Below are 13810 nucleotides of genomic sequence, written 5' to 3' on the forward strand. Positions count from 1 at the left end.
GCTCTATCTGTCGGATGCCTGCCAGCGCGGATTGATCCAGGGTTCCTGGTTGGACGGCGCCAGCGGTGTGCGGCCGAGAATGTGGTCGGAAGCCTTCTCGCCGGTCATGATCGACGGCGCATTGAGGTTGCCGTTGGTGACGCGCGGGAAGATCGAGGAATCGGCGACGCGCAATCCCTCGACGCCGATGACCCGGCATTCCGGATCGACGACGCTCATCATGTCGTCGGCGCGGCCCATCTTGCAGGTGCCGCAAGGATGGTAGGCGCTCTCGGCGTGATCCCGGATGAAGACATCGAGATCGTCATCCGACTGCACGTGGCCGCCCGGCGAGATTTCCTTGCCGCGGTAGCCATCGAACGCCTTCTGGCCGAAGATCTCGCGGGTCAGCCGGATGCAGTGGCGGAACTCCGTCCAGTCGTCAGGATGCGACATGTAGTTGAAGCGGATCACAGGCTTCGATTTCGGGTCCGGCGAGCGCAACGTCACCGAGCCGCGCGACTTCGACCGCATCGGCCCGACATGCGCCTGGAAGCCGTGCGACTTCGCCGCCGCCTTGCCGTCATAGCGGACCGCCGCCGGAATGAAGTGGTACTGGATATCGGGATAGTCGACACCGGCGCGCGAGCGCACGAAGGCAGCCGCCTCAAAATGGTTGGTGGCGCCAAGCCCGGTCTTGAAGAACAGCCACTGCGCCCCGATCAGCGCCTTCGAGAACGGGTTGAGCACCGAGTTCAGCGTGATCGGCTGTGTCGATTCCTGCTGGATGTAAAGCTCCATATGGTCCTGCAGATTGCGGCCGACACCGGGCCGGTCGGCGACCACTTCTATGCCGTTTTCCCTCAGATGCTCGGCCGGACCGATGCCCGACAGCATCAGGATCTTGGGCGAATTGATCGACGATGCGGCGACGATCACCTCACGTCGCGCCTTAACGACCTGAATCTGTTTGTGAGCTTCGATCTCGACGCCGATGGCGCGTTGATTCTCGATGATCACCCGGCGGGCGAAACCCTTGAGCAGGCTAACATTCTTGCGGTTCAACGCCGGCTTCAGATAGGCGCTTGCAGCCGACCAGCGGCGGCCGCCGCGAATGGTCTGCTCCATCGCCCCAAAGCCTTCCTGCTTGGAACCATTGTAGTCGTCGGTCAGTTCGAACCCGGCCTGGCGCCCCGCCTCGACGAAGGCGCCGTAAAGCGGATTGCGTCGCGAGCCGCGCTGTACATGCAATGGCCCGCCGTGGCCGCGCCAGCCTTCCTCGCCGCCGTCATTGTCCTCCATGCGCTTGAAGTAGGGGAGCACGTCGGCAAAGCCCCAGCCGGTGGCACCCTCTTCGGCCCAATGGTCGAAGTCGCGGGCGTGGCCGCGCACATAGACCATGCCGTTGATCGAGGACGAACCGCCGATCACCTTGCCGCGCGGCGTCGCCAGCACGCGGCCGCCGAGATGCGGCTCGGGTTCGCTGGCAAAGCCCCAGTCGTAGAGGCTCATATTGAGCGGGATCGACAGCGCCGACGGCATTTGGATCAGAGGCCCGACATCGGTGCCGCCGAATTCGACGACGATCACCGAATGCTTGCCGTCTTCCGACAGCCGATAGGCCATGGCCGAGCCGGCCGAGCCGGAGCCGATGATGACGAAATCCGCTTCAAGCATGGTTCATTTCAGCCCATCGTTCATATGCGTGATGAAATCGGCGAGCGAGACGTTGCCGCCAGTTGCCATCACGAGCACGGTCTTGCCCTTTACATCCACCTTGCCGCCGAGCAGCGCCGCCAGCGAGGCAGCCCCTGACGGTTCGAGCACCAGCTTCATGCGCTCGAAGGCGATGCGCATGGCGCGCCGTACCGATTGATCGTCGACGGTGATGCCGCGAACGCCGGCGGTCTTGACCGCCGCGAACGGAGCGTCGCCGGGCCGTCGTGACATCAGTCCGTCGCAGATCGACTTCGGGCCGATCGGCATCGTCTCGATGCTGCCATGCGCCAGCGACGAGCCCATGCCGTTGAAACCTTCCGGCTCGACGCCGATGATCTCGGTGGCGGGCGACAGATAATGGAAGGCAAGCGAAACGCCGCCGATCAGTCCGCCGCCGCCGACCGAGCAGAACAAAAGGTCGGCGCTGGCGTCCTTGGCGGCAAGCTGGTCGAGCGCTTCGAGGCCGGCGCCCGCCTGACCGGCGACGATCTCCGGATCGTCGAACGGATGCAGCAGGGCCAGCCCTTCGGTCTCGGCGATCTCGCGCGCCTTGGCGGCGGCGACTTCCTCACGCGCGCGCTCGCCATGGTCGGTCAGCACGACGCGGGCGCCATAGCCTGCGGTGGCATCGCGTTTGGCGGCGGGTGCATCGATCGGCATGACGATGGTGACCGGAATGCCGAGCGCCTGGCCGGCCGCCGCCAGCCCTTGCGCGAAATTGCCGGAGGAATAGGCGACGACGCCTTTCTTCGCCTCGTCGGCCGAAAGCTGCTTCAGCCGCCAATAGGCGCCGCGTATCTTGAACGAGCCTGCCCACTGCAGCGATTCCGGCTTGATGAACACGCGGGCGGCGCCCGTCTCGCGCGCGAGTGCCGCCGATTCCAGCAGCGGCGTGATCTGTGTCGCCCGCGAGGTGACGGCATAGGCCTGCTTGAGATGGTCGAGGGAGGGAACGAGTAGGTCTGCCATCATTCGCCTCGTGGATACCGTTTGCTCTCCTCGAGATTGTCGAGGTTCATGTGATTGCGCATGTAGCGTTCCGACGCCTTTTGCAGCGGCTGGAAATCCCAGGGGTAATAGGCGCCGTTGCGCAGCGCCGGATAGACGACCCAGCGGCGCGCCTGGCTTTCGCGCACGGCGGCGTCGAAGCCGGCCATGTCCCAGCGCGAGCGGACTTTGCTCATGAATGCCGCCACCAGACCCGCATTGGCCGGGTCGTCGGCCAGATTGTCTCGCTCGAGCGGATCGGTCTCGAGATCGAACAGTTGCGGCGGGTCGAGCTCGCAGTGGACGAACTTGTATCTGCCGTCGCGGATTGCAACGAGTGGCGCGCAGGAGCCCTCCGCCGCATACTCCATCAACACAGGCGCGGCGCGCTGCCCGCCATTGGCAAGCGGCAGCAGCGACTGGCCGTCGGTCCACGGTGCGATCGCCCCGATGTCGATGCCGGCGAGGTCGCAAAGCGTCGGCGCTACATCGAGATTGGAGACCGGCGCTTCGATCAGTCCGGCGCGAACGCCCTTGCCGGCAATCATCAGCGGCACCCGCGCCGAGCCTTCGAAGAAGCTCATCTTGAACCACAGGCCGCGCTCGCCAAGCATGTCGCCATGGTCCGAGCAGAACAGGACGACGGTGTCGTCGAGCATGCGCGTTCGCTGCAGGACGTCCAGAAGCTCGCCGAGCTTGTCATCGACATAGGAGATGTTGGCGAAATAGCCGCGCCGGGAACGACGTACTTGTTCAGGAGTGATCTCGAAAGACCGATAGTCGCTGGCGTGGTACAGCCGCTGCGAATGCGTGTCCTGCTCGTCATGCGCGATGAACCCGGTTTCCGGGTCCAGAGCCTGGCAGTGTTCGTAGAGATCCCAGTATTGCTTGCGCGCGACATAGGGATCGTGCGGGTGCGACAGCGAAACGGTGAGGCACCAGGGCCGGTGGTCCGCATCGTCCTGCTCGCGCGAGAGCTGATAGAGTTTCTGCGTGGCCAGGAACACGACCTCGTCGTCATATTCCATCTGGTTGGTGGTCTCGGCGACGCCGGCGCCGGTCACCGAACCCAGATTGTGATACCACCATTCGATGCGCTCGCCGGGGTTGCGGTAATCCGGCGTCCAGCCGAAATCGGCCGGATAGATGTCGGTGGTCAGCCGCTCCTCGAAACCGTGCAATTGGTCGGGTCCGACGAAATGCATCTTGCCCGACAGGCAGGTGTAGTAGCCGGCGGCGCGCAGATGATGGGCGAAGGTCGGGATCGACGAGACGAATTCAGCGGCATTGTCATAGACCCCGGTGCGAGACGGCAGCTGCCCGCTCATGAACGAGGCCCGCCCTGGCGCGCAAAGCGGCGATGCGGTGTAGTTGTTGGCAAAGCGCGCCGAGCGGGCGGCCAGTGCCTTGAGATGCGGCACATGCAGGAAGTCCGCCGGCCCATCCGGGAACAGCGTACCGTTGAGCTGATCGACCATGACGATCAGGAAATTGGGTCGCTTGGCTGTCACTGTGTCTGCCGTCCACCGAGTTTGGTTTCGAGATAGTCCTCGACCAGCGCGATCGCGGTCGCGGCGTCAGGCACGCCGTCCTTCAGCGCCCGCCTGATGTAGAGCCCGTCGATCAGCGCTGCGGTCGCTTCGGCGACGCGATCGGCCTCGGCTCTCGGCAGGATGCCGGTCAGCCCGCTCAACAGGTTGGAGTGCAGGCGCCGCGCATAGACCTTGAGCAGCCGGCGCAGCGCCGCCGATTTCTGCGCCTCGACATAGAAGGCGAGCCAGGCGGCGATGGTTTCCGGCTGGAACTGGAGCTCGGAGAAGTTGACGGCCACCACCGCCGAAACGCGCTCGCGCGGGCTGCCGGCGGCACCAAGGGCGCGCCGCATGTCGATGGTCAGTTCGGCCAGGATATGGCGCATCGTCGCCAGCAGCAGCTCATCCTTGGCGCCAAAATAATGATGGGCAAGGGCGGAGGACACGCCGGCGCGGCCGGCGATCTCGGACATGGTCACGTCCAGCGAGCCGCGTTCGCCGATCGCCGAGATCGTCGCGTCGATGAGCGCCTTGCGGCGCAGGGGTTCCATTCCGACTTTCGGCATCTCGCTGGGGTCCTTTGAAGCAGGATTATTTTTTATTGACGGGTCAATCAACAAAAAAATCGACACCCGCTCAGCCTGCACCAAGCGATTGTCCGGTTCCGGCCCTTCCCGGCGCGGGCATGATTGTTTATATTTGAACAATAAAGGCGAAGTGCGCCATGAGCCCTCATGCTAGGCTGGCGCCAAGGATGGAGACCGCCATGACCGCATGCATCGTTGGCTGGGCGCATTCGCGCTTCGGCAAGCTTGAGGGCGAGACGCTCGAAAACCTGATCGTCAAGGTGGCGACCGACGCGCTCGACCATGCCGGCATCGGCCCGGACGAGGTCGACGAGATCGTACTCGGCCACTTCAACGCCGGCTTTTCGGCGCAGGATTTCACCGCCAGCCTGGTACTTCAGGCCGACGACCGGTTGCGCTTCAAGCCGGCGACGCGCGTCGAGAACGCATGCGCCACCGGTTCGGCGGCGGTCAGGCAAGGCATCCGTGCCATCGATGCCAACGCTGCCCGCATAGTGCTGGTGGTCGGCGCCGAGCAGATGACGACGACGCCCGGCCCCGAGATCGGCAAGAACCTGCTCAAGGCTTCCTATCTGCCTGAGGATGGCGATACACCGGCGGGTTTCGCCGGCGTCTTCGGCAAGATCGCGCAGGCCTATTTCCAGCGCTATGGCGACCAGTCGGACGCGCTGGCGATGATAGCCGCCAAGAACCACAAGAACGGCGTCGACAACCCCTACGCGCAGATGCGCAAGGATTTCGGCTATGAGTTCTGCCGCCAGGAAAGCGAAAAGAACCCCTTCGTTGCCGGTCCGTTGAAGCGCACCGACTGCTCGCTGGTCTCAGACGGTGCTGCGGCCCTTGTGCTTGCCGACACCGCGACGGCACTGAAGATGCGCCGCGCCGTTGCCTTCCGCGCCAACGAGCATGTGCAGGACTTCCTGCCCATGTCGAAGCGCGACATCCTGACCTTCGAAGGCTGCGAACAGGCCTGGGGCAGGGCGCTTAGGAATGCCGGCGTGACGCTCGACGATCTGTCCTTCGTCGAGACGCATGACTGCTTCACCATCGCCGAACTGATCGAGTATGAGGCGATGGGCCTGGCCAAGCCGGGCGAGGGGGCAAAGCTCGCCATGAGCGGCGAGACCGCCAGGGATGGGCGCCTGCCGGTCAATCCGTCGGGCGGGCTGAAGGCCAAGGGCCACCCGATCGGCGCCACCGGTGTTTCCATGCATGTTTTGACAGCCATGCAGCTTGTCGGCGAAGCCGGCGGCATCCAGGTGCCGGGCGCAAAACTCGGCGGCATCTTCAACATGGGCGGCGCGGCGGTCGCCAACTACGTTTCCATTCTCGACCGGATCAGATAAACCGCCCGCATTACAGCGCCGCGCGCCTTTTGAGGCGCGCAAAAGGACGCTGTAACGCGTTGATTCTGCGCATGACCTCGAAGATCGGTTCCGATCTTCGAGGTCATGCGCAAGCGGGAGGGTTCATGACAAATCCGGTTCTGATCGAAGTCTTGCGCGGCGCGATCGTTGAGAGCGCGCATCGCGGCGCTGTCGCGGTCTTCGATGCCGACGGCAAGCCGGTCCTGGAGATCGGCGACACCTCGAAGCCGGTGTTTCCACGCTCCGCGGTCAAGGCGATCCAGGCATTGCCGCTGGTCGAAAGCGGCACGGCCGATGCTTATGGCTTCGGCAACCGCGAACTGGCGCTTGCCTGTGCCTCCCATTCGGGCGAGCCGGCGCATGTAGAGTTGGCGCGTTCCATGCTGGCCAGGGCCGGGCTGGACGGGACGGCGCTGGAATGCGGCGCGCATTGGCCCTCCAGTCATGACGCGGAGATTGCGCTGGCCCGCACCGGCGGTTCGCCGAACGCGCTGCATAACAATTGCTCCGGCAAGCATTCCGGCTTCCTCTGCACCTGCGTCCATACGGGCATTGCGCATCGCGGTTATGTCAAGCCGGAGCACGCCTTGCAGGAGATGGTGCGCGACGCCATGCAGGCCGTGACGGGCGCTATCCATGGTGCCGATGAACGAGCGACCGACGGCTGCTCGATCCCGACATACGCGGTGCCGCTCAGGAGCTTCGCCCTCGGCTTTGCCCGTATGGCCACGACAAATGGTTTTGGTCCCGAGCGAGCCAAGGCCGCAAAGCGTTTGATGACCGCCTGCATGGCAGAACCGTTCTTTGTCGCTGGCACCGGCCGTGCCGATGTCGCACTGATGGAGGCCGCGCCCGGGCGAATTTTTGCGAAAGGCGGCGCTGAAGGTGTTCACTGTGCCGCAATTCCGGAAATTGGCCTCGGCATCGCGCTCAAATGCGATGACGGTGCCGGCCGCGCCGGCGAAGCCATGGTTGCCGCCGTCCTCGCCAAATTGCTGCGCGCGGACGAGGCCTTGGCGGCGAAGCTGCTCGAACTGGCCAACGCTCCGATTGAAAGCCGGATTGGGGCCAAGGTCGGGGCGCTGAGGGCCACAGTGGCCTTGGACTAAAAGTCCAGCATTCAGCTGACGTGATTGCGCTCGACGGTCAGGTGCGCGTAGCCGCTGTTGTCCAATGATGTCAGGTCGCCTGTCGCCGGCTCGGCCCAGCGCTGGCCGACAACGGCGCCGTTCAGCGCGCCATCGATGACATTGTCCGAGATGACGGCCGTACCGGCGCCCTCGACCACGCTGACGACGATGCCCGTTCCAGCCTTGCGGATGATGTTGCCGATGGCCACGATATTGCGCAGGTACGGCCCCCAGCCGATCTGCATGCCATAGAGCGGCGCGTTCTCGATGACATTGTTGGAAACGGTGGTGTCGGCCTCGACGCCAATGCCGACGCCAAAGCCGGGCGGGTCGGCGGGGTAGGGACCGCTGGTCGACAGATTGCGCACGATGTTGCCCGAGCAGACACCCATGCGGCCACCTTCGTTGAAGTTGACGATCGAGATGCCGTTGGCGGCGCCATCGACGATGTTGTTGCTGATGATGGCGCCTTCGAACGAGAATTCGGAATAGACTGCGGTCTCGCCTGAGCGCGAGCATGTGTTGCCTGCTATCTGCAGATTGCTGGCGCTGTTGGCGCGGATCGCCGAAAAGGCGCAGTCGGAGACGATGTTGCCCGAGATGACGACATTGCCGGCCCGGAAGGCGTTGATGCCATTGCCGTTCTGCCCGGTTCCGCCACTGCGCGCCTGGATGCGCTCGACGCGGTTGCCGGTGACCATGGTGCCGTCTTCCGCCGCCTGCCAGCGGTGCACCAGGATGCCGCCATTGGCGCAGTCGGAGACGGTGTTGCCCGCAATTGCCAGCCCATCAGCCTCGACCGAATAGATGCCGGCATCGGCAGCCCCTGAGATGTCCGAGCGCTCGACCCGGCCCGCCGCGTGTTCCAGCGCCAATCCGTTCTTGCCGCTGCCGGTTATCTGGCAATTGTCGACAATGAGGTGCGCGACCCGGCGCAGATCGAGCAATCCTTGCGCGTAGTCGCCCATCGAGCGGTTGCTGCCATCGAAGACCAGCCCGCTGAGTTCGATATGGTCGGCCTGTTCGGCCATGAACAGGTGGCCATCGCCGCCATAGACGATCYGCGTTGCGCCCGGCACGCCGGAAAGACGCACACGGCTGGGCAGCGAGAGGTTGGACACCACATAGGTGCCGGGCGGCAGGAACACCGGCATGTCGCGGTCGTTGGCATCACGCAGCAGCTTGGCGAAGGCCTTGCTCTGATCGTCGAAGGTGCCAGGTGAGACGCCAAGTTCGGTCGCGTTGATCGAACCGCGCATCGAGGCTTTCTCGATGCCGGTCAGGCTGGCGGCCGCCGCTCTGCCAAGCGAGAGGCCCAAGACGGCAAAGCCGGCGGTTCCGGTTAAAAACGTTCGTCTGTTCAACATCGGCACAGGGTCCTGGCGTTCCACCCAGACACCGCAGGATTCGTGCCAGACGGTCTGTCGCTGCTTGCCAGTGCAGCGACAATGGCTTGTCGAGCAGCCTCTCCGCGCCTAAGCTCAGCGGATGAGCAGAGCTTTTACCCGCGAGGAAGACAGCGAGAACGCCATCGCCGGCATCGGCGAGCGGCCGATCAGCCAGCACCGCAACCTTGTGACGGAGACCGGCCTGGCGATGATCGAGGAGAATCTGGCCGATCTGCGCGACATATTGGCGAAAGCCGAAAGGAAGGCGGATCGCGAGCGCATTGCGGTGGTGTCGCGCGACCTGCGCTATTGGACCGCCCGGCGCGAAAACGCCGAACTGTCCGTGCCGGAGCCGGGCAGCGATCTGGTGCGCTTCGGCATGGGCGTCACGCTCGAGGGCGATGACGACAGGAAGGTGCACTGGAAAATCGTCGGCGAGGACGAGGCCGACCCGGCCAAGGGCACCATTTCCCACGTGTCGCCGATGGCCGTCGCCCTGTTCGGCAAGAAGGTCGGCGACGTGGCTGTGGTCAACGGCAAGGAATGGGAAATCGTCAAGCTCTCCGACAGCTAGTCTTCGAGCTTGACGACGTGGTCGCGGAAGAAAGCCGCGGCTCCGGCTTCATCGATTTCGCCAGCAGCGACGGCCATGACGAATTCGTAAAGCGTGCCGTTGTCAGCTGTCAGAACATGGCCGTTCACAATCAAAAATGCGCCGGCGGCCACGATGGCAGTACGCTTGTTACCGTCGACAAAGGCATGATTCCTGGCAATGCCAAAGACATAGGCAGCGGCGAGATCCTCGACCGACGGGTCCCCACAGTTCGCCTTGTTTTCAGCGCGGGCGAGCGCCGATTCGAGAGCATTTTCATCTCTCAAGCCTTGCGCTCCGCCGTGCCTGCGCAATTGCTCGGCATGCATCGCTTCAACTGCGCGACGTGACAGAAACTCCCAGCTCATTCGGCGAGTTTCTGTAGTGCGACCTTGTACTTGTCCATGACCTTGCGAGCTGCTTCCATCTGCCGCTCGAAACTGTCGTCCACCGCCTTGAGGACGATGTCCTTATCCGTTTCGAGAATCTGAAGCTGGTCGCCGGCTTTGAGGTTCAGACGTTCAAGCAGCTCCTTGGGTAGGATCACACCTTCGGAATTGCCGATCTTGCGAATGGTCGTGTTCATGATGGATCATCCTGTTGCAACGCCGATTATAACCAGAGCGAAGTGTTGTTGCAACAGAGATTATAACTCGACTACTATGAAGCGATCAACATCCGCGATTGGCCGCCCTATTGCCGGTTCAGGCCTTCAGCAGACGGTCCAGCAGGCGATCGGCCGCTTCCGGAATGACCGTGCCCGGCGGGAAGATTTCCGCCGCACCGGCTTGCCGCACCGCATCATAGTCCTGTGGCGGGATGACGCCGCCGGCGACGATCAGCATGTCGCCGCGACCGAGCTTCTTCAGCGCGTCGCGCAATTCCGGGATCAGCGTCAGATGTCCCGCCGCAAGCGACGAGGCGCCGATGATATGAACGTCATGCGCGACCGCCAGCCTGGCGATCTCATCCGGTGTCTGGAACATCGCACCTACGGTGACATCGAAGCCGAGATCGGCGAAGGCGGTGGCGATGACCTTCTGCCCACGGTCGTGGCCGTCCTGTCCCATCTTGGCAACGAGGATGCGCGGCTTGCCGCCGGATTTCTTCTCAAAGGCTTCAAGCTTGTCCTGCAGCCCTTCGACCACGGAATTGTCGCCGAGTGCCTTTCGATAGACACCGGAGATCGTCTGCACCGTAGCGACATGGCGGCCGAAGGTTCTCTCCAGGGCGAATGAGATTTCGCCGACCGTGGCATTGGCGCGCGCGGCGCGGACGGCGAACTCCAGCAGGTTTTCATTGCCTTCAGCGGCACGGGTCAGCGCATCGAGGGCGCTCTCGACCGCGCCGACATCGCGTGTGCCTTTCAGCCGCTGCAGCTTCGACAATTGCCGCGCCCTGACTTCGGCATTGTCGATCTTCAGCACGTCGACCTTGATGTCGGTCTCGGGGCGATGCGCATTGACGCCGACCAGCATCTGCTCGCCGGAATCGATACGCGCCTGCGTGCGGGCGGCCGCTTCCTCGATGCGCAGTTTGGGAATGCCTTGTTCGGTCGCCGCGGCCATGCCGCCGAGCGCCTCGACTTCCTCGATATGGGCAAGCGCGCGCGCCGCCAGATCATGCGTCAGCCGCTCAAGATAGGCCGAACCACCCCATGGGTCGATGATGCGCGTGGTGCCGGATTCCTTCTGCAGGATCAGCTGCGTGTTGCGGGCGATCCGCGCCGAATGGTCGGTCGGCAACGCCATCGCCTCGTCGAAGGAATTGGTGTGCAGCGACTGCGTGTGGCCCTGCGTTGCCGCCATCGCCTCGATCATGGTGCGGATGATGTTGTTGTAGGGGTCCTGCGCCGTCAGCGACCAGCCCGAGGTCTGGCAATGGGTGCGCAGCGACAGCGATCGCTCGTCCTTGGGCGAAAAATTCTTCGCCATCAAGGTCGCCCACAGCAGGCGCGCGGCCCTCAGCTTGGCTACTTCCATGAAGAAGTTCATGCCGATCGCCCAGAAAAAGGACAGGCGCGGTGCGAAGCGGTCGATATCCAGGCCCGCCGCAACGCCAGCGCGGGCATATTCGATGCCGTCGGCGATCGTATAGGCGAGCTCCAGGTCGGCCGTCGCTCCGGCCTCCTGCATGTGATAGCCGGAGATCGAGATCGAATTGAACTTCGGCATGTTCTTCGACGTATACGAGAAGATGTCCGAAACGATCCGCATCGAGGGCTTCGGCGGATAGATGTAGGTGTTGCGGACCATGAACTCCTTCAGAATGTCGTTCTGAATGGTTCCGGCGAGATCCTTCTGCGCAACGCCCTGTTCTTCCGCCGCCACGATGTAAAGCGCCATGATCGGCAGCACCGCACCGTTCATGGTCATCGACACCGTCATGTCGCCGAGCGGAATGCCGTCGAAGAGCTGCCGCATGTCGAGGATGGAATCGATGGCGACACCCGCCATGCCGACATCGCCGGCGACACGCGGATGGTCGCTGTCATAGCCGCGATGCGTGGCGAGATCGAAGGCGACCGACAGTCCTTTCTGGCCGGCGGCAAGATTGCGCCGGTAGAAGGCGTTGGACTCCTCCGCCGTCGAAAAGCCGGCATATTGCCGGATCGTCCAGGGCTGCTGGACATACATGGTCGGGTAGGGGCCGCGCACGAAGGGCGGCAGGCCCGGATATGTGTCGAGATGCGGCAACCCCTTGAGGTCGCCTTGATTGTACAGATGCTTGGCGATGAGGCCTTCCGGCGTCGTCCGCTGGCCTTTGACCTCGACGGGTGCGCGGCGTGGCGGCGCCCAACCGATCTGGCTGAAATCAGGGATCAAGAGGCGGCTCCGATCGATTGGTCGATGCGGACCGGAAACAGGGGTTCGCAGACGGCAACACCTTCGGTGAAGGCGGGCCGCCGTTCCGCTGCCAGCGTCTCGACGGGACGTTCGCTTTTGGACGGGTAGAGCGTGGTGCCGATGATGACCCGCTCGCCGGCCTGGTAGGCTGCGTTGCGTCGCGCCGCCGCGGCGTGAACGCGCTTCTGGATATGTCCGTCCTGAAGGCTGGACAGGACGCCGCCCTCGGCCTCGATTGTCTGCAGTTCCGCCCACGCCATCTCGCACAGTTCCGCGGTCAGCGCTTCGACGCCGCCGGAGCCATAGGCAGGATCGGCGACGTGATCGATATGGCTTTCATTGGCCATGATCAGCTGCGCGTTGCGGGCAACGCGGCGGGCAAACCCCGCCGGCAAGCCGTGCGCGATCGTGTGCGGCAGGATGGAGATCGAATCGGCGCCGCCGGATGCCGCGGCAAAGCAGGCAATTGTGGTGCGCAGGATGTTGGTCTCCGGATCCATGGCCGTCATCATGCGAAACGACGTCTCGGCATGGATATTGGCGGTGGAGTTGGGGATCGAGCAGGCCTCCTGCAGCCGTGCCCAGAGCCTGCGAAGCGCCCGCACCTTGGCCACCGACAGGAACTGGTCCTGGTCGACACTGAGCGCAAAGCCGATATGGGGTGCGGCATAGACAAGCGGCTGCCGCGCCGTCTCGAACATTCTGAGATAGGAGACCGCCGAAGCCAGCATGATGCCGAGCTCTTGCGCCTCTGTGGCGCCGGCATTGTGGAACACGCGCCCGTCCGCCTCCAGGAGCACGCCCGGAACGCCCATCGAGAAGAAATGCGCCAGCGACTGCGGCATCGAGGCCTGCAGCGCCTCGATCGACATGCGCAGCCGGCCGGTTCCGGCAAAGATCGCCGCCGGATCGATGCCGAAGGAGAGGTTGAGTTTTGCCGGATCCGAGCGGCGCTTGCTCAGGAACGCCACCAGCCAGTCGGCCACGGCGCGGCTCCACGGATGGGCGTCGATACGGACCTGGATGCGGTTGAGCGGTACGCCGTCCAACACCGTCTCCAGCGCCTGCGCCGTTCTCGGCAGGCCGTAGCCGAATGCGTTCGGCGCGCCTTCGAAGACAAGCGACAATCCCGTCGCGCCTTGCGCCACGTCTTCCAGAGCCTGGGTTCTGGCGCGCTCGATATCCGGGTCATCGATGCGCTGGCTGACGATCCAGGGCGATTTCGGGTTTGCGCGCACGATCGGTTCCGCTGCGATGCTGCGGTCGTAGAGCGGTTCGATGCGGATGTTGTCGTCGGTATGCGAGACCAGCTTTTCCTCGAAGGATGCGCCGGCCAACGCCTTTTCCGCCAGGGCCAGCCATCGCTGGCGCTCGGCATTCTCTGGTTCAACGTCCTGGATCAAGGCTCCGGCGCCCATCCGTCTTCCTCGTTTTCATGCGGCCGCACCAGCCTGGAGCAGTTCAGTCTAAGGTCCACGGTCCGATATCGCAATGCAATGCGCTTTCAGGGTCGGAATTCAATCCATCAGATATAGGTAGCCTGCATGGACGAACCATGAACGATTGCCAAACACCGGCAAAATCCGCAAGTTCCAAAAAACCGATTTGGACGATTGGGCCGGATTTGGACGATTGGCCCCACTTGAACGATTGGCATTGTCGCTGTGCAAGGGCCTCACTATA

At 63.6% G+C, this 13810-nt stretch carries 12 protein-coding genes; 3 read left to right on the forward strand and 9 right to left on the reverse strand.

The features are described 5' to 3' along the window. Window positions 1-3 precede the first annotated feature (3 nt). The 4 genes from betA to betI are packed head-to-tail and all read right to left on the reverse strand — an operon-like array spanning window position 4 to window position 4783. On the reverse strand, window positions 4-1656 hold the full coding sequence (gene betA / locus AC1DZP_RS19600) for a choline dehydrogenase (protein WP_477304683.1): 1653 nt from the start codon (window positions 1654-1656) through the stop codon (window positions 4-6). Between the two features lie 3 nt (window positions 1657-1659). After that, window positions 1660-2670 (reverse strand): threonine/serine dehydratase, encoded by a 1011-nt coding sequence (locus AC1DZP_RS19605; RefSeq protein WP_477304685.1) that lies wholly within the window; start codon window positions 2668-2670, stop codon window positions 1660-1662. Further along, the gene (gene betC, locus AC1DZP_RS19610) at window positions 2667-4196 is read right to left on the reverse strand and encodes a choline-sulfatase (RefSeq protein WP_477304687.1); all 1530 of its coding nucleotides are present in this window, start codon (window positions 4194-4196) and stop codon (window positions 2667-2669) included. Before betC ends, AC1DZP_RS19605 begins: the two co-directional genes overlap by 4 nt. Next, a complete protein-coding gene (gene betI, locus AC1DZP_RS19615) occupies window positions 4193-4783 on the reverse strand; it encodes a choline-binding transcriptional repressor BetI (protein ID WP_095089822.1) in 591 nt (196 codons plus the stop codon). Before betI ends, betC begins: the two co-directional genes overlap by 4 nt. A 200-nt stretch (window positions 4784-4983) precedes the next feature. Here betI and AC1DZP_RS19620 point away from each other — a divergent pair, with 200 nt between their 5' ends. Further along, entirely contained in the window at window positions 4984-6150 is a 1167-nt protein-coding gene (locus AC1DZP_RS19620) for an acetyl-CoA acetyltransferase (RefSeq protein WP_477304689.1), read from the forward strand. Between the two features lie 125 nt (window positions 6151-6275). Next, the gene (locus AC1DZP_RS19625) at window positions 6276-7280 is read left to right on the forward strand and encodes an asparaginase (protein WP_477304691.1); all 1005 of its coding nucleotides are present in this window, start codon (window positions 6276-6278) and stop codon (window positions 7278-7280) included. An 11-nt stretch (window positions 7281-7291) separates the two neighbouring features. Here AC1DZP_RS19625 and AC1DZP_RS19630 read toward each other — a convergent pair whose 3' ends face one another. Next, on the reverse strand, window positions 7292-8668 hold the full coding sequence (locus AC1DZP_RS19630; RefSeq protein ID WP_477304693.1) for a TIGR03808 family TAT-translocated repetitive protein: 1377 nt from the start codon (window positions 8666-8668) through the stop codon (window positions 7292-7294). A gap of 121 nt (window positions 8669-8789) precedes the next feature. On the opposite strand from AC1DZP_RS19630, the gene greA reads away from it, so the two are divergent. Beyond that, entirely contained in the window at window positions 8790-9263 is a 474-nt protein-coding gene (gene greA / locus AC1DZP_RS19635; RefSeq protein WP_095089824.1) for a transcription elongation factor GreA, read from the forward strand. Here greA and AC1DZP_RS19640 read toward each other — a convergent pair. The 4 genes from AC1DZP_RS19640 to AC1DZP_RS19655 all read right to left on the reverse strand — a co-directional run bounded on the left by AC1DZP_RS19640 (window position 9260) and on the right by AC1DZP_RS19655 (window position 13545). Next, entirely contained in the window at window positions 9260-9649 is a 390-nt protein-coding gene (locus AC1DZP_RS19640) for a type II toxin-antitoxin system death-on-curing family toxin (RefSeq protein ID WP_477304695.1), read from the reverse strand. The genes greA and AC1DZP_RS19640 overlap by 4 nt on opposite strands. After that, entirely contained in the window at window positions 9646-9867 is a 222-nt protein-coding gene (locus tag AC1DZP_RS19645) for an AbrB/MazE/SpoVT family DNA-binding domain-containing protein (RefSeq protein ID WP_184871302.1), read from the reverse strand. The genes AC1DZP_RS19640 and AC1DZP_RS19645 overlap by 4 nt, the downstream gene beginning before the upstream one ends. Window positions 9868-9985: 118 nt before the next feature. Beyond that, entirely contained in the window at window positions 9986-12106 is a 2121-nt protein-coding gene (gene scpA, locus AC1DZP_RS19650) for a methylmalonyl-CoA mutase (RefSeq protein WP_477304697.1), read from the reverse strand. Further along, window positions 12103-13545, reverse strand: a complete 1443-nt coding sequence (locus tag AC1DZP_RS19655; RefSeq protein WP_477304699.1) for a methylmalonyl-CoA mutase subunit beta — start codon at window positions 13543-13545, stop codon at window positions 12103-12105. The genes scpA and AC1DZP_RS19655 overlap by 4 nt, the downstream gene beginning before the upstream one ends. Window positions 13546-13810: the final 265 nt, after the last annotated feature.

It is taken from the genome of Mesorhizobium sp. P2_F8 (genome assembly GCF_056403655.1).

Excerpts from the sequence above, each read along its gene's own strand:
- betA (WP_477304683.1), bottom strand. The coding sequence starts at position 1,656 with ATGCTTGAAGCGGATTTCGTCATCATCGGCTCCGGCTCGGCCGGCTCG.
- AC1DZP_RS19605 (WP_477304685.1), bottom strand. The coding sequence starts at position 2,670 with ATGATGGCAGACCTACTCGTTCCCTCCCTCGACCATCTCAAGCAGGCC.
- betI (WP_095089822.1), bottom strand. The coding sequence starts at position 4,783 with ATGCCGAAAGTCGGAATGGAACCCCTGCGCCGCAAGGCGCTCATCGAC.
- AC1DZP_RS19620 (WP_477304689.1), top strand. The coding sequence starts at position 4,984 with ATGACCGCATGCATCGTTGGCTGGGCGCATTCGCGCTTCGGCAAGCTT.
- AC1DZP_RS19625 (WP_477304691.1), top strand. The coding sequence starts at position 6,276 with ATGACAAATCCGGTTCTGATCGAAGTCTTGCGCGGCGCGATCGTTGAG.
- greA (WP_095089824.1), top strand. The coding sequence starts at position 8,790 with ATGAGCAGAGCTTTTACCCGCGAGGAAGACAGCGAGAACGCCATCGCC.
- AC1DZP_RS19640 (WP_477304695.1), bottom strand. The coding sequence starts at position 9,649 with ATGAGCTGGGAGTTTCTGTCACGTCGCGCAGTTGAAGCGATGCATGCC.
- AC1DZP_RS19645 (WP_184871302.1), bottom strand. The coding sequence starts at position 9,867 with ATGAACACGACCATTCGCAAGATCGGCAATTCCGAAGGTGTGATCCTA.
- AC1DZP_RS19655 (WP_477304699.1), bottom strand. The coding sequence starts at position 13,545 with ATGGGCGCCGGAGCCTTGATCCAGGACGTTGAACCAGAGAATGCCGAG.